This is a genomic window from Oerskovia sp. USHLN155, from assembly GCF_037145535.1.
Classification (GTDB): domain Bacteria; phylum Actinomycetota; class Actinomycetes; order Actinomycetales; family Cellulomonadaceae; genus Oerskovia; species Oerskovia rustica.
In genome coordinates this window covers 23420-43916 of sequence record NZ_JBBCXG010000002.1, presented here as the reverse complement: position 1 = coordinate 43916, position 20497 = coordinate 23420, and the positions used below count along the sequence as shown (strand labels likewise).

The window sequence follows — 20497 nt, the reverse complement described above, 5'->3', positions numbered from 1 at the left end:
GGCAGGGAAGCTCAGGGAGCCTCCTTCCGGACTCCTGACCGGATGTTAGCGCCGGACCGCGACCCAGGCACGGGCGCTTCGCGGACCGCGAACGCCGGGCCGTCCGACACGAGTGCCTTCTCCGCCCGCGGCTAGAGGTGGCCGTCGGCGACGTCGGTGATCGCGATGTCGACGGTGACGGTGTCGGCCTCGGGAGCGAGGTCGCCGAGGACGATGGCAAGGTGCGAGGTGGCCGCCCGACGCACGGCTGAGGCGAGGGGGAGGAGGGGTACGTCGAACGCTGCAAGGACCTCGATCGTGGCGGTCGCGAGACGGCCGTGGTCGTCGGTCAGGTGATCGTGAGGGGAGACGCACTCGGCAGGGTGTGCGGGGCGTGCCTCCGGTCGACGAGGCGCACGGCGTCCGACGAGGTGGTCGGCCCGTGCTGCACCGCGCGACGACCGACGGCGACGACCGCGACGTCGTCCTCACGGCCCGCGTCGTCGAAGGCGGAGACGAGGCGTTCGCACATCGTCGCCGGGTCGACCCCGGCGTTCTCGGCGGCCAGCAGGGCCAGCCGGTCGAGGGCGTCGGGCAGGGAGGCCCCTCGACGCTCTACGAGCCCGTCGGTGACGAGCACGAGCAGGTCGCCGTGTTGCAGCACGTCCTGGTGCACGGGCCGACCGTCCGGGTTCGGCAGGCCGAGGAGGCGTGAGCCTTCCTTCACCTGGAGCACCGTGCCGTCCGCACGGACGACGAGAGCGGGCAGGTGGCCGGCGTCGGTGATCTCCACGGCGCCAGTCCGGGGGTCGAGCACACAGACGCACACGGTCGCGTACTCGGTGTGGTCGCAGCGCAGCGCATCGTTCAGGAGGTTCAACGCGTGCTGGGCGTCATGACCTTCTCGGAGGTAGGCGCGGAGAGTCACGCGCACCTCTGCCATCACCGTCGCTGCGCGGAGCGAGTGGCCCTGGACGTCACCGATGACGACGGCGACCCGGCCGTCCGGGAGGTCGAACGCGTCGTAGAAGTCCCCGCCCACGTCGAGGCGCGCGTCGGAGGCGTCGTACCTGGCGGCCACCTCGAGGCCGCTCACCTGCAGGCTCGACGGCAGGAGGGCGCGCTGGAGGGCGAGCGCGATGCGCTGCTCCTCCGCGAACGTCCGCAGGTTCGAGAGCGCGACGGTCGCGGCCTCGGCGAACCGTCCGACGGCCGCCTGCTCCTCGTCCGTGAGGCTCTTGTCCCCGTCCACGACCTGGATCCCGAGACCGCCGACGAGGGCACCGCTGCTGTCGACGAGCCACATGGTCCACCACTGCGACGGGCTGATCCCGGCCTCCTTCAGCAGGGGGAGCCACGGAGCCGGGACCTCGTCCGCGCCGAACATGGCCGGGTTGACGTCGCCGGGGGCGAGGACGGCCGACGGCCCGCGGCCACGGACGAGTGCGGAACCTTCCGTCACGCAGACCGAGCGCAGCACGAGCCCGGCATCGGCGACCACCATCGCGACCACGGCCCGGCCGAGGACGGCGCAGGCGCCACGGGCGGTGTGGTCCACGACGGCCTCGTACGAACGGGCCTCGTGCAGGGGGACCAGGGCGTTGGTGAGCGCTTCGAGACGGCGAGCCGTGCGCCCCGCGCCTCGCTGGGCGTCGTGGCGTCGGCACAGGGCGCTGATGGTCGCGATGAACTCGTCCCGATCGAGCGGCTCGGGCAGGTACGCGTCCGCGCCACCCTCCAGACCGGCGGTCCGGGAAGCGGCGTCGACGGCCGTCGCGGACACGTGCAGCACGGGGATGTGGGCGGTCGACGGTTCGGCCTTGAGCCTCCTGCAGACCTCACCGCCGTGGATGTCCGGCAGGTTGACGTCGAGAACCATCGCGTCGATGTGCGGGTTCGTGCGGACGAGCGCCTCGGCACCGGTCGCCGCCTCGATCACCTCGAAGCCCGCACGACGGAGCCAGCTCGACATGATGTACCGGTGCGCGGCGGTGTCGTCGACGACGAGCACGGTGTGGGGGGAGGTCACCGGGCCTCCTTCGCCCGCCGCAACGTCGCGACGAGGTTGTCACGGGAGATTCCCGCCTTGGGGAGGAAGAGGACGCCGTCGAGGTCGTCCCGCACCGGCAGGGACGCGCTCGACATGAGCACCGTCCCGGTCGCCGGGTGCACCTCGCGGATCCTCGATCGGAGCGTCGGCCCGTCCGTCCCCGGGAGACGGACGTCCAGGAGCGCGAGGTCCGCCGCGCCGTCGTGCAGCAGGGCCAGGGCGTGCGACGCGTCGTGCGCGACGCTGACGCGCGCGGCGTGGCCCTGGAGCATCGCGACGACGACCGACGCGAACGCCCGGTCGTCGTCCACGACGAGCACGTGCCCGAGGTCGCCGCCCTGAGGGACGACCTCGGCGCGCGCCGGCCTGGACGACGCCTCGGACGGGAGCGACGGCAGGCGGAGCGTGAACACGCTCCCGACGTCCGGCTGCGACGAGGCGACGAGCGTCCCACCGAGCGCCTCCGAGGTCCGCCGTGCGTACGGCAGCCCCAGACCTGTCCCGCGCACCGAGGGCTGCAGACGGTTCGGCACCTGGACGAACTCCTCGAAGACCGACTCGACGTGCTCCTCGGCAATCCCGAGGCCGGTGTCACGGACGTCGAACCGCACCAGGTCGCCCTCGTTCGCCGCGCGGAACTCGATGTGCCCCTCGTCCGTGAACTTCGCCGCGTTCGCCAGGAGGTTGCGCAGCACCCTCGCAGCGAGACGCCGGTCCGTCACGAGGACGAGGTCGGGCGGGCAGGAGGTCCTGAGCGTCACCCCGGGCCGAAGGAGAGGGAGGGTCGTCCCCTGCAGCTCGTCGAGCAGCCGGGCGACGTCGACGGGTGCCGGCTCGACGTCCTCGTGGCCGGCCTCTGCCCGTGCGAGGTCGAGCAGCTCGTCGACGAGCTGGAGCATCGTCGTGGCGCTCTCCCGCAGGTAGGTCGCCTGCTGGGCCTGGTCCGCGTCGAGGTGGGAGTCGGCGAGCAGCGACGTCAGCCCGAGGATCGAGTTGACCGGGGACCGCAGTTCGTGGCTCACGTTGCGCAGGAAGCGGGTCTTCGCCTCGTTCGCGGCCGCGAGCTCACGACCGCGCTCGTCGAGCTCGGCGTAGAGGGCGACGACCCCCGTGTTCGTCTCCTCGAGCTCGGACGAGAGCTGGTCGTACATCGCCAGCACCCCGCGGTTCGTCTCCTCGAGCTCCTCGTTGAAGCGCCGGAGCTCCTCCTTCTGCTGCGTCAGCTCGTCGAGGGTGCGCACGAGCTCGGTGTTCTGCACGCGCAGCTCGTCCAGCGCGTCGGCGACGTGGGCCGCGGCCGTGGACCGTCGGACGCGGGCGAGCGAGGCCTCGTCGACGCGGGCCGTGACGCTCAGCAGCTTCGTGAGGACGACCCGGGTGCCGGTCGGTTCGATCTCGAGGTCCCGGACGAGCCGCCGCGCCGCCGGGACGCCACCGTCGCTCGAGTCCCCGTCGAGCACGAACGCGACGTCGGGGGTGATCTCGGCGCGGAGGGTCGCCTGGGGTGTGCCCGGGACGACGGCGATGACGACGTCGGCGGTCCCGGTGGCGACCGCTGCTCTGCCCATCTCCGACAACGCGGTCGCGACACGGACCTGGTCCTGGACGTCCAGCCCGAGCTGGCGGCAGATCTCACGGCCGGCGCGGCGCAGGGCGATCACGTCGGCGTCGGAGCGGAGCTGTGTGGCGAGGATCGGCATGGTCAGGTCTCCGACCACGTGACGGGCAGCACCGCCACGCAGGAGTCGTCGGGGCGCACCGCATGGTCACGCAGCAGGACGCCGGCGACGACGAAGGGGGATCGGGCGGCGAGGCCCGGATAGTCCGCGAGCGACCAGCGGTTGGTGAGTCCGTCGCTGTGCATCACGACGACGTCACCCCGCTCGACCGGGTACGTCGTCTCGCGCAGCTGGCGCGTCGGCACACCGGCGATGCCGGGGTGGGACACCAGGCCACGAGCGCGGTCGCCGTGGACGGTCCCGGAGATGTTGCCGAGGCCCGCGTAGTGCAGCACACCATCGCTCACCTGGGCGATCGAGACGGCGGCCCCGCGCGTTCCGGACAGGGCGCGGTGCACCCGCTCGAGGAGTGCGACGGGCGATCCCGGGGGAGCGTCGAGGAACGTCCGTACCGCAGCACCGGAGGCCGCTGCGGCGAGAGGCCCGTGTCCCAGGCCGTCCGCCACCATCAGGGTCGCGACACCGGCGTCGTGCCGGACGGCGAACGCGTCTCCGCACGCCTCCTGGCCGGTCATGGGTCGGGTCACGCCGGTCGGGCGACGGGGCCCTGCCACCGTGCCCCGCCCGGTGAAGGTCGCGGCGATGACCGTGCCCTGTCCGGGCGAGGTCCACGCGTCCCACGAGGAGGCGAGGCGGGGGACGGTGCCGAGCCCGATACCGAGGGTTCCGCGGGTGGAGACTCCGTCCTGCATGGCTGCGGTGATGTCTCGCATGCCGGGGCCGGAGTCGACCGCGAGCATCTCGAGCTCGGCGGCGTCCCCGGTCCGGCAGACTCGCACGAGCACCCTCCCGGACCCGGCGTGCTTGACCTGGTTGGTGGCCAGCTCCGAGACGACGATCCCGACCTTCGCCGCACGGTCCTCGTCGAACCCCAGGTCCCGGGCGACGACGCTCGCCGCACGGCGCACGCGACCGACCGCCGACGGGTGGTCCACGGTGTACCAGGTGCCGTTCTCGACGATGCTGCGGCGCTCGTCGACTCCGCTCGATGCCGTCATCGTGACCAGGTCGCAATCTCGACGCGCGTACCGGCCCCGGCCGCGGTGTCGATCGCGAAGTGCTGGACGAGCCGGCGCGATCCGGACAGGCCCAGGCCGAGCCCGCCGCCGCTGGTCCAGCCGTCCGTCAGCGCCAGGTCGAGGTCGGGGATGCCGGGCCCGTCGTCCTTGAACACGGCGCGCACGCCTGTCCGCGGGCCGTCGGTGACCAGCTGCACCTCGGCGTCGCCGCCGCCCCCGTACACGAGCGTGTTGCGTGCCAGCTCGCTCGCGGCCGTGACGAGCTTGGTCTGGTCGACCAGGGAGAGGCGCGCCTGCTGGGCGAGGGTTCGCACGAGCTGACGCACCTTGACGACGTCGGAGTCGGTGAGGATGGGCACGCGTTCGACGGTCGCCGTCGGGGTGCTCATCTCTCCTCGCGCTCAGCGGCCGCGAGGAGGATGTCCTCCGCAGACTCCTCGACCGTGCCCAGGAGCGCGAGGGCACGTTCGACGTCGAGCGCGGTGCGGACGTTCCCGAGGGAGAGCCCCAGCTCGACCATCGTGATCGCGACGGCAGGCCGCATGCCGACCACGACGGTCGTCGCGTCGAGCACGTGGGAGATGCTGGCGGCCGAGGCCAGCATGCGCCCGATGAACGAGTCGACGATCTCGAGGCCGGAGATGTCGATGATGACCCCGCGCGCTCCGGTCTCCGTGATCCGCGTCGCGAGATCCTCCTGGAGCTGCAGGGCGGTGTCGTCCTGCAGGTCCACCTGGATCGAGACGAGGAGCGTCGAGCCGATCTTGAGGACGGGAACGCCGTCGGTCACGCGGGCAGGCCCTTCTGACGTGCCCCGCGGCCTGAGCGGAGTGCGTCGACGAGGGCGTCGGCGAGCGTCGCACGTGTGCGGATGTCGCCGAACTCGATGCCGAGAGCCACGATCGTCTGCGCGATCTGGGGTCGGATCCCGCTGATCGTGCACTCGGCCCCCATGAGGCGTGCCGCGACCACGGTCTTGAGGAGGTGCTGCGCGACCTGGGTGTCGACGGCGGGGACACCTGTGATGTCGATGATCGCGTGCTCGCTGCCCGTGTCGACGAGCGTGTTGAGGAGGCGCTCCATGACCACCTGGGCGCGGGCGGAGTCGAGCGTCCCCACGAGCGGCACCGCGACGATGCCCTCCCAGAGCTTGACCACGGGGGTCGAGAGCTCGAGGAGCTGTTCGGCCTGTTCGGTGATGATGGACTCGCGGGCCGCGGCGAAGGCCTCGAACGTCAGGAGACCGAGCTGGTCGACGAGCTGCAGCAGCGGCACGATGTCGGTGTCGGGGGAGGCGAGGGGGTACAGGCCGTCCTTGAGGGCGAACAGACCGATCGCCGTCTCGCGCGGCGTGAACCCGAGCCGGGCGCGCACCGCCGAGACGTCGGCGAGGATGCCGCGGAGCTGGTCGAACGCAGCGTCCGTCACGACGGTGCCACCTGCCCGAAGTCCGTCGACCAGGGCGTCGAAGATCTCGGCCTGCTCGCGCTCGAGCTCACCTCGTGAGGTGCGACCGTGGAGCTCGCGTGCGGCAGCCTCGAGCCACACGCCGCGGATGTCGTCCGCGCGGGTGGCAAGTGTCTGGGAGAGGGCTAGGGGTGCAGCTGTGGCGACGTCGGCCATCGACATTCCTTCCATGTCTCTGCCGCCTGCTCAAGTTCTCCAAGCAGTGGCGAGGGCTCATTCTAGCGGGGGCGGACCGGGACTTTTCCACCGTCCAGGACGCCGGGCCTCGGAGCGTCGGCCACCGTGTCGCGCGGCGGGTTCAGTCGCTCGGTGCAGCGGATCGGAGCCTGTCGAGGAGCGGCTCGGCCGCCTGGTCGAGGAAGTCCTGCTGCCCCTCGTCGCCGACCTGGACGAGCGCGATGTCGGTGAAGCCCGCCTCCCAGTACGCCGACACGGCGTCGACGATCGCGTCGAGGTCGGGCCCGCACGGGATCGACTCCGTGAGGTCCTCGGGCCGGACGAACGCGCTGGCGCTCGCGAAGGCCTGCGTGGTCGGGAGGTTGGCGTTGACCGGCCATCCCAGGCCCGACCAGCGGAACTGGTCGTGCGCCCTGGCGAGGGCGCGCTCCTGGTCGGTGTCCCAGCAGATGGGGATCTGGCCGATCTTGCGCGACGGTGGGAGGTCGGCCGCGTCGCGCGCCCGGTCCCAGGCGGTGACCAGGTCAGGCTTCGGCTCGGTGGCCACGAGGTGGTCGGCGAGTGTCGCGAAGGCAGCCACCGACTGCGCGCCCGAGACCGCGATCCCGATCTCGACCGGGGCGGCGGGCAGGTCCCACAGGCGGGCCGAGTCGACCTGGAAGTACTCACCCCGGTAGCTCAGCAGCTCGCCCGTGAACAGCTCGCTGATGATGTCGACCGCCTCGACCAGCAGTCCGTGCCTCTCGTCGATCGCGGGCCAGCCCCTGCCCACGACGTGCTCGTTGAGGTTCTCCCCTGCGCCGAGCCCGAGCGTGAAGCGACCGTCGGACAAGATCCCCAGCGTCGCCGCCTTCTGGGCGACCACGGCAGGGTGGTAGCGGATCGTCGGGCACGTCACGTACGTCATCAGGTCGACGCGCTCGGTCGCGTGGGCCACCGCACCCAGCACCGTCCAGGCGTACGGCGAGTGACCCTGGCTGTCGAGCCAGGGGAAGTAGTGGTCGGAGGACACCTCGAAGTCGAAGCCGGTCCTCTCTGCGGCCACCGCGTAGTCCACCAGGTCCTTGGGCCCGGACTGCTCGGTCATGAGGGTGTAGCCGAATCTGGTCATGCGTCGATCCTCACGCCGGCGCTGGAGCCTCGCACCTCGACCGCAGCCCTGCGCGTCGGCCTCTTCGGGGCTCAGCGGGTCCGGTAGCGCGCGTAGATCAGACCGCTGTCGAACGCTCGCTCCTCGACCAGCTCGAGATCGAGGCGCATGCCGTCGGGGAAGAACCGCTTGCCACCGCCGACCACGCTCGTGGTGACGAACAGGTGGTACTCGTCCACCAGGCCGGCCTTGATCGCCTGGGCTGCGAGGTTCGGGCCGTCCACGGTGAGGTCGTGCTCGGACTCGGCCTTGAGCCGGTGCACCGCCTCCGGGTCGAAGGTCCGCTCGATCCTGGTCCTCGCGCTGGACACCGCATCCAGCGTCGTGGAGTAGACGACCTTCTCCGCGGCCTGCCATCCCCGGGCGTACCGGACGATGAACGGCGGTGCGTCGGGGTCGGTGTGCGCGGTCTCCCAGAAGACCATCGTCTCGTACATCCGTCGGCCGTAGAGGTACGTGCCGACGTGGCGAAAGACGTCGTCGATGAAGGTGTGGACCTCCTCGTCGTCGGCGCCCACGCCGAGGTCGCCCTCCGCCGCCTCGGCGTAGCCGTCGAGCGAGGTGATCATCGAGTAGATGAGCCGTGCCATGCCGTCTCCTCCGGGTGTGAGCGTGTCGACCGATGACGGCCGTGCAGGCAGTGACCTCGGCACGCGGAGGAACTCATCGGTCGGACGGGCTTCGGCAGGGGGTGCCGGGGCCACCCGCCTGGCCGTCGGTGCCGGTCACCGTGCAGCACGAGGCCCGTACGAGCACCGCAACCGTTCACGGCACCCCGTTCACCCGCTCGACGGGCTCGTGTCGGCACGGACGGGCAAGGTCCTACCTGCGAGCTACGGGCCCGTCGTGCTCACACCGTGCTCTGCCTGCTCTGCGGTGTAGCCCTCGAACCTGAGCTGGTCGACGAGTCCGGAGCGTGAGAATGAGGTGAACTCCAGGTAGTTCGCCGCGCTGGCCGCGGCCTGCGCGTTCCAGTCGACGCCGCCTTCGGTCTCCAAGCGGGCGATCGCGAACTCCGCATCCGGGGCGCTGAAGCCTTCGAACTCCAGCTGGCCGGCAAGGCCGGAGCGGGAGAAGGCTGTGAAGTCGAGATAGTTCACGGCCGATCGATAGGCATTCTGCTGGGCGACCGAACCCTGCCGGGCGGCCTCGGCGGCGGCGGCCTCGGCAGCGGCTGCCTCGTCCGCCAGACGCTGCTCCTCCGCGAGGCGGTCCGCCTCGGCCTGGGCCCCAGCCGCCGCGTCCTCCTCGGCCAGACGCTCAGCCTCGGCGGCCTCTTCGGCAGCAAGGTTCTTCGCGGACTTCTCGTCGTCCTGGGTCTGCGTGGCGGCACTGTCCGCGACGGGCTCGTCGGGATTTCCGCCGCCGCCTCCGCTCAGAGCGGCAACCAGCACGATGAGCAGAACCGACGCTGCGCCGATTCCGGTGAGAATCTTGTGGCGGGCGAACCAGGAATTCGTCGTCGGCTTTCCCGTGAATGGTGGAGGAGGAGTTTTCGTCGGTCCTGTCGAGGCGGACGGATGCCCCGGTGCTTCCGCGAAACCGTCGACGGAGTCCTCGACCCAGAACTCCCAACCCTGTGGCGCTGGCTCCCACGAGGGATCGGGCTTCCAGCCTGGCGGAGGTGTCCATCCAGCCGGGGGCGGGGGCCAGTTCGGCGGGGCGGTGTATCGCAGTGCCATGGCCACTCCTCTGGACATTCCGGTACATTAGTTTGAGAAGTCTGGCACGGTGAGAGGTCGGGGTATATGGCGAGGGGCGGCGAACCGCCGGTGCGGCGGGTGAATTCGGAGGTCTTGAACGAATCATGGGGGGTTTGCCCCGCGGGGCTGCCGCCTGCATCTGCAGAGCGTGGAAAGACGGAGCGGGACCTGGCTGTCGGATCGCGTGTTTCGTGCTGACTCCTGCTTCGAGCTGCCCTCGGCACGCAAGGATTCGTCGTGCTTCTTGTCTTGACGGAAGGGCCGGGTGCGCGCCAGGGCATGATGGCCGCCTTGGTGTTGGGGGTTCTTTCTTTCGAACATGCGGTGGTTGCTTGCCGCTTGCGTGGTCGAGGAGGCGGAGGCCTTTCACGCGCAGCTTCTGGCAGATACCCGCCTGCGGCGGTCTGGGGTCGTCGTGGAGTTCGCGATGCGTGCCCGCGTGAGCGGGCACATCATGGCGAGATGCTGCGTGGTTCGGAGTGGGGTCGGAGGCTCGCTGGGGTGGTGTTGCTCGTCCTGATGGCAGGAGGTTGCGCAGCCTCGACGAGGGCGTCCTCGACCGGGTCGCTGGGCTCGATCTCCGAGAGTCTGGACGAGTCCACCTCGGCGACGGCGACGGCCGTGCTCGTTGCCGAGCTCGTCTCTGCCGGTCGGATGCCGACCGTGACGGCGGACGCCGCATTGGAGGACGCGGTGAGCGCGTCCGACGCAGCCACTCATGCGCTGACCACGATCGTCGTCCCGGACGCCGAGGCTCTTGCTGTGCAGGAGCGTGCACTGGAAGTCGCTCAAGAGGCTGCGCGTGCAGTGGTCGCGACCCGCGTCTGGGTCGGAGGTGGGAGCCCCGAGGGGTCCGGCGCGGTCCGCGAAGCGCTCGAGAAGTCAGGGTCGGACCTTGAGAACATCACTGAGCAGGTGCAGGGCCTCCTCGAGGACGGCGAGTCGTGAAGCGCCTGTTCGCGGTCGCGCTCGGGATCCTGACGGCGATCGGTGGCTTTCTGGATGCGGGCGACCTGGTGACGAACGCGGTCGTCGGGTCCCGTTTCGGTCTGTCCCTGGCCTGGGTCGTCGTGGTGGGCGTCGTCGGCATCTGCGTGTTCGCCAACATGTCGGGCCGGGTGGCCGCCGTCAGCGGACGGGCCACGTTCGAGATCATTCGCGAACGCCTCGGCCCCCGGGTGGGCGCGGCGAACCTCCTCGCGTCCTTTGCCGTCACGTTGCTGACCCTCACCGCCGAGGTCGGCGGGATCGCTCTGGCGCTCCAGCTCGCGAGCAGCGTCGAACCGAGGCTCTGGATGCCGGTCGCCGCCTTGGCGGTGTGGCTGGTGCTGTGGCGGGTCAAGTTCAAGACCATGGAGAACGTGACCGGTCTGCTGGGACTGACGCTGGTCGCGTTCGCCATCGCCGTCTTCCTGCTGGGACCGGACTGGGGAGAGCTCGCGGCCTCGTTGGCACCCACGTCCGCGCCAGGCAGCGAGAGCGTAGCCGTGTACTGGTACTTCGCGATAGCCCTGTTCGGGGCGGCGATGACCCCGTACGAGGTGTTCTTCTTCTCCTCGGGCGGGGTCGAGGAGCGTTGGACCGTGAAGGACCTCGCCACGACGCGACTCAACGTCCTGATCGGGTTCCCCTTCGGTGGGATCCTCTCGATCGCGATCGCTGCGTGCGCGGCGATCGTCCTGCTTCCGCTCGGCGTCCAGGTCGACTCGATGTCGCAGATCGTCCTGCCGGTGGCACAGGCCGGCGGCACGCTCCTGCTCGCCGTGGTGATTCTCGGCATCGTCGCGGCGACGTTCGGCGCTGCCCTGGAGACGGCGCTGTCGAGCGGCTACACCATCTCCCAGTACTTCGGCTGGTCGTGGGGCAAGTTCCGCCGGCCGGCACGGGCCGCGCGCTTCCACCTCACGATGATCATCGCCCTGCTGCTCGCCCTGGGGATCCTTGCGACCAACGTGGACCCGATCGCGGTGACCGAGTACTCGGTCGTCTTTTCTGCGGTCGCCCTGCCCCTGACGTACCTGCCGGTCCTGGTCGTCGCCAACGACCCCGAGTACATGGGCAAGCACGTCAACGGCCGGGTGACCAACCTTCTCGGCACCGTCTACCTGGTGCTGATCCTCGTCGCCTCCCTCGCGGCGATCCCTCTCATGATCATCACGGAGGCCGGCGCATGAGGAACCCCGTCCAGCAGACGCCGCTGTTCCCGGAGCCGGAACAACCCGGGCGCATCCTCGACGCGCGGCTGCACCTGCTGGACCGTCAGGTCCTGGACGTCGACGGGGTGCCGGTGACCACCGTCGACGACCTCGAGCTCGAAGCGGTGGAGAACCTCCCCGGAGAGCGGACGACGATGCTCACCGCGATCCTGACGGGCCCCGTGCTGGCGACCCGCGTCTTCGGCGGCCGGCCGCCCGCATCACGCTGGGTCCGCCTCCCGTGGTCGGTCGTCACCGACGTCGGCACGGCCCTGCATCTCGGTGTCCGGGGCGCCTCGCTCGACGCGACCTGGACCGAGCGCTGGGTCCGTGACCACGTCATCGCCCGCATTCCTGGAGGACGACATGATCCTGGGTGACCTGCTCGACGCTGCCGTGCGCGACGAGAGCGGCCAGCTGGTCGGCTACGTGAGCGACGCGCGCCTCGTCCTCGACGGACCACCTCCCGCGGGGGGCGAGTCGAGCCTGTCGGCGGCACGGCTTCACGGCCTGATCGTCACCCCCAGGAGAGCGGGGTCCTTCCTGGGGTACGAACGCAACGCCGTCGGTGCACCATGGCCGTTGGCCCGGTGGCTGCGATGGCGCCACCGCGGGACGTTCCTGATCCACTGGACGGACGTCGTCGCCGTCCCCGACCCCGAAGACCCGGACCGTGTCGAGCACGAGAACGTCGTGGTCGTACGCGACGGTCACCGGCGGTACGACCCTGCACTCCGACCGGCCGGCGGGCCATGACCTCGGACGGCCAGTCGCACGGGGCCGGTATAGCGTGAAGCCTGGCGTCGAGAACAGGCACCCACCGAACGCGGGCCACCACACGGTCTTCCGCCGCCGAAGGAGCCACCCCCATGAAAGCCGTCGTGCTCAGCTGCACCCTCAAGCCCTCACCTGCCGAGTCCAACACCGAGATGCTCGGAAAGGTCGTCGTCGAGGCGCTGCAGGAGAAGGACGTCGAGGTCGAGACCATCCGGGTCGTCGACTTGCACGTGCCCCCGGGCGTCGATACAGACATGGGTGAGGGTGACCAGTGGCCGACGGTCCATGACAAGATCCTCGCTGCCGACATCCTGGTCGTGGCCACCCCGACCTGGGTCGGGCACCCCTCGTCGATCGCGCAGCGCATCATCGAGCGCATGGACGCGATGATCAGCGAGACCACGACCGACGGGGCACCCGTCGCCCTGAACAAGGTCGCCGGCGTGATCGTCACCGGCAACGAGGACGGCGCGCACCACGTCATCTCCGAGGTGTCCGGAGCACTCGGGGACATCGGCTTCACGATCCCCGGCCAAGCCTGGACCTACTGGAACCAGGGCCCAGGCCCAGGGCCCGACTATCCCAGGACCGGCCACGGCCACGAGTGGTCGCGCACCACCGGCCGCACCATGGCCCACTACCTGCACGGCGCCGCCACGGCCCTGCAACGCTCCCCGATCCGGCCGGTCACGCAATAGCGAGGCCGCCCGATCCGCCGGTGCCGACAGCAAGGACTGCCGCACAGGGCGATCTCCGGTCGCCCTGACCAGACGTGCGAGTGCTCGCGGGCCGTGCCTACGGTGGCGGGTCCGCAGGCTCCGGACGCCACGAGCGACCGGAGCACCTCCGGACCGACCACCGACGACACGACCGAAGGGATCACCTATGAGCGCGCGACGAACCCCCGACCAGGAGCCCCCGGCGGACGTGAGCCCCACGGGCGTGCCCGCCGCCCGAAAGGACCCGGACCCCCGCGCCGAGCAGGGCGACCGGCTGACCACGGCCCAGGGGCTGCGGGTCCACGACACCGACCATTCCCTCAAGGCCGGACCTCGAGGACCGGTCCTGCTCGAGGACCACCACCTGCGCGAGAAGATCACGCACTTCGACCACGAGCGGATCCCGGAGCGGGTCGTGCACGCGCGGGGCGCGGCCGCCCACGGTGTCTTCACCTCGTACGGCAACGCGTCCGCGGTCACGAAAGCCGGCTTCCTGGCGCAGGAGGGCAAGGACACCGAGGTCTTCGTCCGCTTCTCGACCGTGGCGGGGTCGCGGGGCTCGGCGGACACCGTGCGCGACGTCCGGGGATTCTCGACGAAGTTCTACACCGACGAGGGCGTGTACGACCTGGTCGGCAACGTGATCCCGGTGTTCTTCGTCCAGGACGCGATCAAGTTCCCCGACCTCATCCACGCGGTCAAGCCCGAACCCGACCGTGAGATCCCGCAGGCGCAGAGCGCGCACGACACGTTCTGGGACTTCGTGTCCCGGCACACCGAGGCGCAGCACACGACGATCTGGGTCATGTCGCCTCGCGGTCTCGCGGCGTCGTATCGGACGACCGAGGGGTTCGGCGTCCACACCTTCCGCATGGAGAACGCCGCCGGGGAGACCTCGCTGGTCAAGCTCCACTGGAAGCCCGTGGCGGGCGTGCACAACATGGTCTGGGAGGAGGCGCAGCTCGCGGCGGGCTTCGACCCCGACTTCCACCGTCGTGACCTGGCGGACGCGATCGAGGCGGGTGCGTTCCCCGAGTGGGAGCTGGGTCTGCAGGTCATGCCCGACACCCCGGACGAGATGTTCATGGGCATCGACCTCCTGGACCCGACCAAGATCGTGCCCGAGGAGCTGTGCCCGGTGCAGAAGGTGGGGCGGCTGCGGCTCACCGCGAACCCGTCGAACTACTTCGCTGAGACCGAACAGGTGGCGTTCCACCCGGGTCACCTGGTGCCGGGCATCCAGGTGACGAACGACCCGCTCCTCCAGGGGCGCCTGTTCTCCTACCTGGACACGCAGATCAGCCGCCTGGGCGGGCCGAACTTCGCGCAGCTCCCGATCAACCGGCCGCACGCGCCGGTCGATGACATGCTGCGCGACGGGATGCACCAGACGGCGGTGCACGAGGGGTTGGGGACGTACCAGCCGAACACCCTGGCGGACGGCCTGCCGACCGTGTCCGACCCCGGTGAGCCCGGCGTCTACGTGACGCTGCCGACCCCGGTCTCGGGCGAGAAGGTCAGGGAGAACCCGGTGTCGTTCGCCGACCACTTCACGCAGCCCCGGATGTTCTGGAACTCGCTCACGCCCATCGAGCAGACGCAGACCGTGGCCGCCTACACGTTCGAGCTCGGGAAGTGCGAGAGCGTGGACGTGCGGGTGCACCAGCTGCGCGCACTTGCGAAGATCGACGCCGACCTGGTCGCGCGCGTCGCGACGGGCCTGGGCCTGCCGTTCCCCGAGGGGGAGCCGGGCGACGGTCGCGACGGCGCGGGCGAGGGGCCGGGGGCGGGGGAGCCCGACGGCCTCACGCGCACGGGGGCGATCTCGGAGGTCAGCGACGTGCCGGGGCCGATCGCGGGGAGGAACGTCGGCGTCTTCGTGGGAGACGGCGCGGGCGCCGGGTTCGGGGCGCTGAAGGATCGCGTCGAGGCGGCGCAGGCCCTGCTCAAGGTCGTCGCGTCGCACGGCGGCACGGTCGGCGCGGGCGACGGCGCGCTCACGGTCGACAGGACGCCCGCGACGGTCCGCTCGATCGAGCTCGACGCCGTGGTGATCGTCGACGGCGCTGCCGGATCGGCCCTCGCGGAGCACCCGCGCACGCGGACCGTGCTGCAGGAGGCCTTCCGCCACGGCAAGGCGATCGCGGCCTGGGGCGATGGCGTCGACGTCCTGGTCGCGGCCGGCATCGACACAGACGCCGAGGGGGTCCTGACGGCTGTCGAACCGTCGGACGACCTGCTCGACGACCTGGTGCAGGCCGTCGGCCTGCACCGTGCGTGGGGTCGGCTCTCGGCGCTGGACGCCGCGGGCACCCAGGCCTGGTAGCCGTCCCGCGCGTCAGCAGGGTCGTCGTCAGCAGCCCGCCCGACGGCGGAGCGTGCCTTCACGCCGAAGGCGCACCCCGCCGTCGGGCGGGCGCGGTCCTCCGCGAGCGTTCAGCGTCGCGGAGGAGTGCTGCCCCGGCGATCATCTGTGTGTCGTGGTCGGCAGAGTTCGCCCGGCGGGCCGGGGTATGCCGATCAGGGCGTCGACGCCGGGCGAGACGTGGACGAGCGGCTCGACCTGGGGGGCGGGCAGGTCCATGGTCTCGAACACGTTCGTGTCGAGGAGGTCCAGGGTGGCTCGTCGCAGCGGCCACGGCGGATGGGTCACGGGGACTCGCCACACGCGCCCGGCACGGACGGCGTAGGCGTTCCACCTGCCGGTCAGTCGGCCCTCCAGCTCGGTCGGTGCGCTGATGTGCGCGCCTGCCCGGACAGCTGCCCGCAGCCGGAGCGGTCGCGCGGGAGTTCCGAGCGCGGGGCGGGCGTCGTAGAGGAGGCTGGCGTCCCCTACCGGCCGGATGGTCGCCTCGGTGTGATGGTAGGGGAGCCCGATCATGCGCATCGCGGCGTTCATCGCTCGACGCGTCGACCACAGGCCGAGGAACCACAGACCGTCGGTGCCGTCGTCGTGACGCACGTAGGTCCGCAGGTTGATCTCGGGGAACGTCGACCAGCCCGGGGCCGGGGGTAGGGGCGGCACACGGACGTCCTGCATGAGGAAGGGCGCCAGCCCGATCCACGCGGTGCCCTCGTACGTCTGCACGTGCAACCCACGGGGCAGCCGCTCCTGGATCACGGCCGCTGCGACAGGCCAGTGCAGGAAGGTCAGGGCCGACCAGCGCTGGGCGTTCACGGGCAGGCGGATCGTGTTCTGCGGAGTCGGCCCGCTCATCACGCACCCCCTCTTGTGCTGGGATCTTCGTGCCGGGAAGAGGTCCCAGCAGACTCGCACGTAGCCCGTCGGCTCGCACCCGCGCCGGTGAGCGTCGGTCCTGGTACGCATCCCGTGCGAGTGCCGCCCGACCCGCCTAGCGTCGGAGATGCTCCGAACCCGCTCGTCCAGGAGGCGGCGAGCTTCTGCGGGGCACGCGACGACAGGAGCCGCGATGAGCACCGAACCGTACGACCCCGAGGTCGACCCCGACGTCGACCCGGACAGCCTCAACCCCCGCACCGACGAGGGCACCTCTGACCTCGAGGACTTCGAGGACCAGGACGCCGACCCCGAGGGCCTCAACCCCCGCAGCCAGGGTGCCGAGGACGAGCCGCAGGTCGGCGACGACCCCACGGGGTTCGACGACTGAGAAGCCGCTGCGGCGGATCATTGAAGGGAGACGAAGCATGGCGACTGGAGAAACCGGGTTCGACGACGTCACGTTTGACCTGATCTCGGTGCAGTACCACTCGCTCAAGGCGGGCCACGACTACGGCCAGTACGTGCGTGATGCCCGCAACGCCGGCAAGGACGAGATCGCGGACTTCTTCGAGTCCGTGATGGCACAGGACTCCGAGCGCGCCCAGCGCTGCCACGAGTTCCTCGCCGACCTCACCCAGCACGGCACCTCGGCCACCTCACCCCAGCAGGGCAGCGGGGGCTGATCCCAGGACCCGTCGGGGTGGTGACGAGAGCGAGGACGCGAGAGCGAGCGTGACAGGTGCGCGGGACGTCTTGTGCGGACGAGCCGCCCACCCTCGCCACCACCCACGACGGCATCCACGGTCTCCTGGCTGACGGTCAAGCAGCGGCGCCGCCCCGCTCACCCCGTAGTCAGTGGAACTCATGCCCCGCCGCGTCGTACCCGATCGCAGCCGTGGCGGGCCCCTCGCCTGGCGTCTCGGGGGCGTGGACATGCATCTGCACATCGACGACGTCCTGGCACTGCGGGCACATTCGCTGTTCCAGCCAGGGCTGAAGCTGCATGGTGGTCTCCTCGGGATCGCGTATCGCAAGAAGAGCTGAGCCGGCCCAGGGGCGGGCCACTCTGTACGAAGCCGGCGACCGACGGTCCGGTTGCCAAGAGTGAGGATAGTGCCAGCCCAGGGCGCCAGAAAAGACGCGCCGACCGTCGCGCCCGATGCTCACGCCGGGGAGGATCGTCGCTCCCGAGGGCAGGGGAGTGGTCCGGGGGTGCATGGCGAGGACGGTGCCGGTCCCGTGCCCTGGTGCAGTCGCCGACCGGGTGAGATATGGCGTCGGCCGGCCGTGTGGCAAGAGTGCGGCACCCCGGTCGCCACATAGGGCGGCCGGGGTGCCGTCACTGCAGGGAGCTCGCGACTACCACCGCGAGCACCGACGATCAGAGGTCGTAATACAGCTCGAACTCGTGGGGGTGCGGACGCAGACGGATCGGGTCGATCTCGTGCGTGCGCTTGTAGTCGATCCACGTCGCGATGAGGTCCTCGGTGAAGACGTCGCCCACCGTGAGGTAGTCGTGGTCGGCCTCGAGGGCGTCGAGGGCCTCGCCGAGGGAGGCGGGGACCTGCTGGATCGCCGCGTGCTCCTCGGGGGGCAGCTCGTAGAGGTCCTTGTCGATCGGCTCGGGGGGCTCGATGCGGTTCTTGATGCCGTCGATGCCGGCGAGGAGCTGTGCGGCGAAGGCCAGGTACGGGTTGGCCGACGGGTCCGGCACGCGGAACTCGACGCGCTTGGCCTTGGGCGAGGAACCGGTGACCGGGATGCGGATGCACGCGGAGCGGTTGCGGGCCGAGTAGACCAGGTTGACGGGGGCCTCGTAGCCGGGGACCAGGCGGTGGTAGGAGTTCACCGACGGGTTCGTGAAGGCGAGGAGCGAGGGCGCGTGCTTGAGCAGGCCGCCGATGTACCAGCGGGCGAGGTCCGACAGGCCGCCGTAGCCCTTCTCGTCGAAGAACAGCGGCTCGCCGTCCTTCCAGAGCGACTGGTGCGAGTGCATCCCGGAGCCGTTGTCACCGAAGATCGGCTTGGGCATGAAGGTCGCGGACTTGCCGGCCTCCCAGGCGACGTTCTTGATGACGTACTTGAACTTCATCAGGTCGTCGGCCGCTGCGGTCAGCGTCGAGAAGCGGTAGTTGATCTCCTGCTGGCCGGCGGTGCCCACCTCGTGGTGCGCGCGCTCGACGTCGAGGCCGACCTGGTCGAGGACGGCGCACATCTCGTCGCGCAGGTCCGCCATCTGGTCGTTGGGGGAGACGGGGAAGTAGCCACCCTTGTAGCGGGTCTTGTAGCCGAGGTTGCCACCCTCCTCGACGCGACCGGTGTTCCAGGCCGCTTCCTTGGAGTCGAGGTGGTAGTACGACTCGTTCTGGCTCGTCTTGAACCGGACGTCGTCGAAGATGTAGAACTCGGCCTCGGGGGCAAAGAACGCGGTGTCGGCGATGCCGGTGCTGCGCAGGTACGCCTCGGCCTTGAAGGCGACGTTGCGCGGGTCGCGCGAGTACGCCTCGTCGGTGAAGGGGTCCACGATCGAGAAGTTCACGATGAGCGTCTTGCGCTTGCGGAACGGGTCGACGTAGGCCGTCGTGACGTCGGGGATGAGCTTCATGTCCGACTCGTGGATCGCCTGGAAGCCGCGGATCGAGGACCCGTCGAACATCATGCCGTCCGTGAAGGCGGACTCGGCGAACTGCGAGATCGGGATGTTGAAGTGCTGCATCACGCCCGGCAGGTCGCAGAACCGGACGTCGACGAACTCGACGCCTTCGTTCTGGGTGAAGGCGATTGCCTCCTCCGCGTTCTTGAACATCCGTAACTCCTTGGTAGTGGGTCCTCTGGCCGTACCTCCAGTGGCGCCTCGAACCTAGGCCTCAGGGGTTTCCCCACCGTGTACCGAGTGTTTCGTCCGTGTTACACAGCGGCGGGCTGTGTGACATCGGCGCGACGGCGCACGACGGCGGGCCCTGTGCGGGCCTGGTGGGCCTCCCTCGACCGGGACGAACCGGTCGGGCGCCGGAACCCGCCTCACCGCCACGTAGGCTGGTGCCGTGGTGTCGCGTGAAGATGTGGGTTCCTGGCTCGAGGGTACGCCGACCGGCGGGGAGAACGGTCGAGGCGGTCGCCTCGGCCTGCCGTCCGACGGTCCCGGTTCGTTGGCGACGGTCGGCCGTCGTGCGGTCGCGCTCGTCGTCGACTGGGTGCTGTGCCTGCTCATCAGCTACCTCGTCTTCGACGCGAACTCGATGGCGACGCTCGGCGTGTTCGCGGTCGAGAACCTGCTCCTGGTGAGCACGCTCGGCTACACGGTCGGTCACCGCGTCATGGGCCTGCAGGTGCGGGTCCTGGGCGGCGAGGGTCGCATGGTGGGCCTGTGGCGGGCTCTGGTGCGCACGGTGCTGCTGTGCCTGGTCGTCCCGGCCGTGGTGTGGGACGGCGACGGTCGCGGCATGCACGACAAGGCCGCCGGCACGGTCATCGTCCGCGCCTGACGCGTTCTCCAGGTACGCACCGGCAGGCATCGGCAGCACCGGCAGGTGGCACCCGTGCCCGACGGCGCCGCTCGCCTCGGCGCAGGGCCCGCCTCAGCCCTCGCCCGCCCCGGGTGCACGCCAGACGAGCGTGTACCGCCAGTAGAGCCGGCGGCGCAGCCGTGCGCCGGGCAGGATCTCCCGTGCTGCCGTACGCAGCTCGGCGTGGCTCGTGGTGACCTCCGCGATCGGCGAGCCGTGCTCCCACTCCCCGCGGCGCCGTCGGGCGATCTTCGCGGCGGGGACGCCAGCCGCGCTGACCGCCCAGTCCCAGGCCGTGCGCGGCCGCGTCAGCCCCACGACGGCGAGCGTCCCGCCGGGGGCGACCAGGTCGCGCAGGCGCCGCAGTCCCGCGTCGAGCGGGAGGTGGTGCAGCGTCGCGACGGTCGTGACGACGTCGAAGGGCTCGGCGAGGCCGGGGAGCGGGTCCAGGACGTCGCCCGCGAGGTAGTCGAGGCCGGTCGGGGAGCCCTCGGCGGCGCGGCGCGCACGGTCCACCTGTTCGGGGTCGAGGTCGAGCCCCAGCACCTCGGCGGCTCCGGCGGCGCGGAGCCGTCGCGTCAGGAGCCCCTCGCCGCAGCCCACGTCGAGCGCGGTGCGGGTCCCGGGACCCACGAGCCGCGTCAGGACGGGGAAGTAGTGGGTGCTGTGGTTCCAGTACGGGTCGCTCACGGGGGCCTCCTTGCTGCGCCGGCCCCGTCGTCGGCGCGGGACGGGGATGCACGACGGCCCGCCGGTCACCGGGAGGTGACCGACG

Annotated in this window: 22 protein-coding genes; 9 read left to right on the top strand and 13 right to left on the bottom strand. The window is 70.6% G+C overall.

Translation table 11 applies throughout. The annotated features are described in order from the left end of the window. Nucleotides 1-328: 328 nt before the first annotated feature. The 9 genes from WFH32_RS03135 to WFH32_RS03095 all read right to left on the bottom strand — a co-directional run bounded on the left by WFH32_RS03135 (nucleotide 329) and on the right by WFH32_RS03095 (nucleotide 9263). Entirely contained in the window at nucleotides 329-2008 is a 1680-nt protein-coding gene (locus WFH32_RS03135) for a SpoIIE family protein phosphatase (protein WP_336706205.1), read from the bottom strand. Further along, nucleotides 2005-3729, bottom strand: a complete 1725-nt coding sequence (locus tag WFH32_RS03130) for an ATP-binding protein (protein WP_336706204.1) — start codon at nucleotides 3727-3729, stop codon at nucleotides 2005-2007. Before WFH32_RS03130 ends, WFH32_RS03135 begins: the two co-directional genes overlap by 4 nt. 2 nt (nucleotides 3730-3731) lie before the next feature. Then, the gene (locus tag WFH32_RS03125; RefSeq protein WP_138824208.1) at nucleotides 3732-4766 is read right to left on the bottom strand and encodes an ATP-binding SpoIIE family protein phosphatase; all 1035 of its coding nucleotides are present in this window, start codon (nucleotides 4764-4766) and stop codon (nucleotides 3732-3734) included. Next, entirely contained in the window at nucleotides 4763-5176 is a 414-nt protein-coding gene (locus WFH32_RS03120; RefSeq protein ID WP_191796496.1) for an ATP-binding protein, read from the bottom strand. Before WFH32_RS03120 ends, WFH32_RS03125 begins: the two co-directional genes overlap by 4 nt. Further along, nucleotides 5173-5577 carry an STAS domain-containing protein gene (locus WFH32_RS03115; protein ID WP_051703261.1) on the bottom strand — a complete coding sequence of 135 codons (405 nt, stop codon included), beginning with the start codon at nucleotides 5575-5577 and terminating at the stop codon, nucleotides 5173-5175. Before WFH32_RS03115 ends, WFH32_RS03120 begins: the two co-directional genes overlap by 4 nt. Further along, a complete protein-coding gene (locus WFH32_RS03110; RefSeq protein ID WP_191796497.1) occupies nucleotides 5574-6410 on the bottom strand; it encodes an STAS domain-containing protein in 837 nt (278 codons plus the stop codon). Before WFH32_RS03110 ends, WFH32_RS03115 begins: the two co-directional genes overlap by 4 nt. Nucleotides 6411-6552: 142 nt before the next feature. Beyond that, nucleotides 6553-7542, bottom strand: coding sequence for a TIGR03557 family F420-dependent LLM class oxidoreductase (locus tag WFH32_RS03105; RefSeq protein WP_336706203.1), 990 nt, complete (start codon nucleotides 7540-7542; stop codon nucleotides 6553-6555). A gap of 71 nt (nucleotides 7543-7613) precedes the next feature. After that, nucleotides 7614-8171 (bottom strand): dihydrofolate reductase family protein, encoded by a 558-nt coding sequence (locus tag WFH32_RS03100; RefSeq protein WP_336706202.1) that lies wholly within the window; start codon nucleotides 8169-8171, stop codon nucleotides 7614-7616. Between the two features lie 243 nt (nucleotides 8172-8414). After that, on the bottom strand, nucleotides 8415-9263 hold the full coding sequence (locus WFH32_RS03095; RefSeq protein ID WP_336706201.1) for an Ltp family lipoprotein: 849 nt from the start codon (nucleotides 9261-9263) through the stop codon (nucleotides 8415-8417). A gap of 483 nt (nucleotides 9264-9746) precedes the next feature. Between WFH32_RS03095 and WFH32_RS03090 the strand changes: the two genes are divergently transcribed. The 6 genes from WFH32_RS03090 to WFH32_RS03065 all read left to right on the top strand — a co-directional run bounded on the left by WFH32_RS03090 (nucleotide 9747) and on the right by WFH32_RS03065 (nucleotide 15301). Next, nucleotides 9747-10232 carry a hypothetical protein gene (locus tag WFH32_RS03090; RefSeq protein ID WP_336706200.1) on the top strand — a complete coding sequence of 162 codons (486 nt, stop codon included), beginning with the start codon at nucleotides 9747-9749 and terminating at the stop codon, nucleotides 10230-10232. After that, on the top strand, nucleotides 10229-11458 hold the full coding sequence (locus WFH32_RS03085; protein WP_336706199.1) for an Nramp family divalent metal transporter: 1230 nt from the start codon (nucleotides 10229-10231) through the stop codon (nucleotides 11456-11458). Before WFH32_RS03090 ends, WFH32_RS03085 begins: the two co-directional genes overlap by 4 nt. Further along, nucleotides 11455-11859: a hypothetical protein gene (locus WFH32_RS03080; protein WP_336706198.1), complete on the top strand. Its 405-nt coding sequence runs from the start codon at nucleotides 11455-11457 to the stop codon at nucleotides 11857-11859. The genes WFH32_RS03085 and WFH32_RS03080 overlap by 4 nt, the downstream gene beginning before the upstream one ends. Then, entirely contained in the window at nucleotides 11810-12235 is a 426-nt protein-coding gene (locus WFH32_RS03075; protein WP_336706197.1) for a PRC-barrel domain containing protein, read from the top strand. Before WFH32_RS03080 ends, WFH32_RS03075 begins: the two co-directional genes overlap by 50 nt. Nucleotides 12236-12348: 113 nt before the next feature. Next, nucleotides 12349-12954 carry a flavodoxin family protein gene (locus WFH32_RS03070; RefSeq protein ID WP_336706196.1) on the top strand — a complete coding sequence of 202 codons (606 nt, stop codon included), beginning with the start codon at nucleotides 12349-12351 and terminating at the stop codon, nucleotides 12952-12954. Nucleotides 12955-13141: 187 nt separating this feature from the next. Further along, nucleotides 13142-15301 (top strand): catalase, encoded by a 2160-nt coding sequence (locus WFH32_RS03065; RefSeq protein ID WP_336706195.1) that lies wholly within the window; start codon nucleotides 13142-13144, stop codon nucleotides 15299-15301. A gap of 141 nt (nucleotides 15302-15442) precedes the next feature. Here WFH32_RS03065 and WFH32_RS03060 read toward each other — a convergent pair whose 3' ends face one another. Continuing rightward, nucleotides 15443-16192, bottom strand: coding sequence for a YqjF family protein (locus WFH32_RS03060; protein WP_336706194.1), 750 nt, complete (start codon nucleotides 16190-16192; stop codon nucleotides 15443-15445). Between the two features lie 214 nt (nucleotides 16193-16406). On the opposite strand from WFH32_RS03060, the gene WFH32_RS03055 reads away from it, so the two are divergent. Both WFH32_RS03055 and WFH32_RS03050 read left to right on the top strand, forming a co-directional pair. After that, nucleotides 16407-16604 (top strand): hypothetical protein, encoded by a 198-nt coding sequence (locus WFH32_RS03055; protein WP_336706193.1) that lies wholly within the window; start codon nucleotides 16407-16409, stop codon nucleotides 16602-16604. Between the two features lie 37 nt (nucleotides 16605-16641). Continuing rightward, nucleotides 16642-16899 carry an acyl carrier protein gene (locus WFH32_RS03050; protein ID WP_336706192.1) on the top strand — a complete coding sequence of 86 codons (258 nt, stop codon included), beginning with the start codon at nucleotides 16642-16644 and terminating at the stop codon, nucleotides 16897-16899. Between the two features lie 169 nt (nucleotides 16900-17068). Here WFH32_RS03050 and WFH32_RS03045 read toward each other — a convergent pair whose 3' ends face one another. Continuing rightward, nucleotides 17069-17221, bottom strand: coding sequence for a hypothetical protein (locus WFH32_RS03045; protein WP_336706191.1), 153 nt, complete (start codon nucleotides 17219-17221; stop codon nucleotides 17069-17071). Nucleotides 17222-17597: 376 nt separating this feature from the next. Further along, nucleotides 17598-19022, bottom strand: a complete 1425-nt coding sequence (gene glnA / locus WFH32_RS03040; protein ID WP_138824214.1) for a type I glutamate--ammonia ligase — start codon at nucleotides 19020-19022, stop codon at nucleotides 17598-17600. 238 nt (nucleotides 19023-19260) lie between these two features. Between glnA and WFH32_RS03035 the strand changes: the two genes are divergently transcribed. Next, a complete protein-coding gene (locus tag WFH32_RS03035) occupies nucleotides 19261-19701 on the top strand; it encodes an RDD family protein (RefSeq protein ID WP_191796501.1) in 441 nt (146 codons plus the stop codon). A 93-nt stretch (nucleotides 19702-19794) separates the two neighbouring features. Here the strand turns inward: WFH32_RS03035 and WFH32_RS03030 are convergent, their stop codons facing one another. Continuing rightward, complete coding sequence (locus WFH32_RS03030) at nucleotides 19795-20412, bottom strand: class I SAM-dependent methyltransferase (protein ID WP_191796502.1); 618 nt, start codon at nucleotides 20410-20412, stop codon at nucleotides 19795-19797. Nucleotides 20413-20497: the final 85 nt, after the last annotated feature.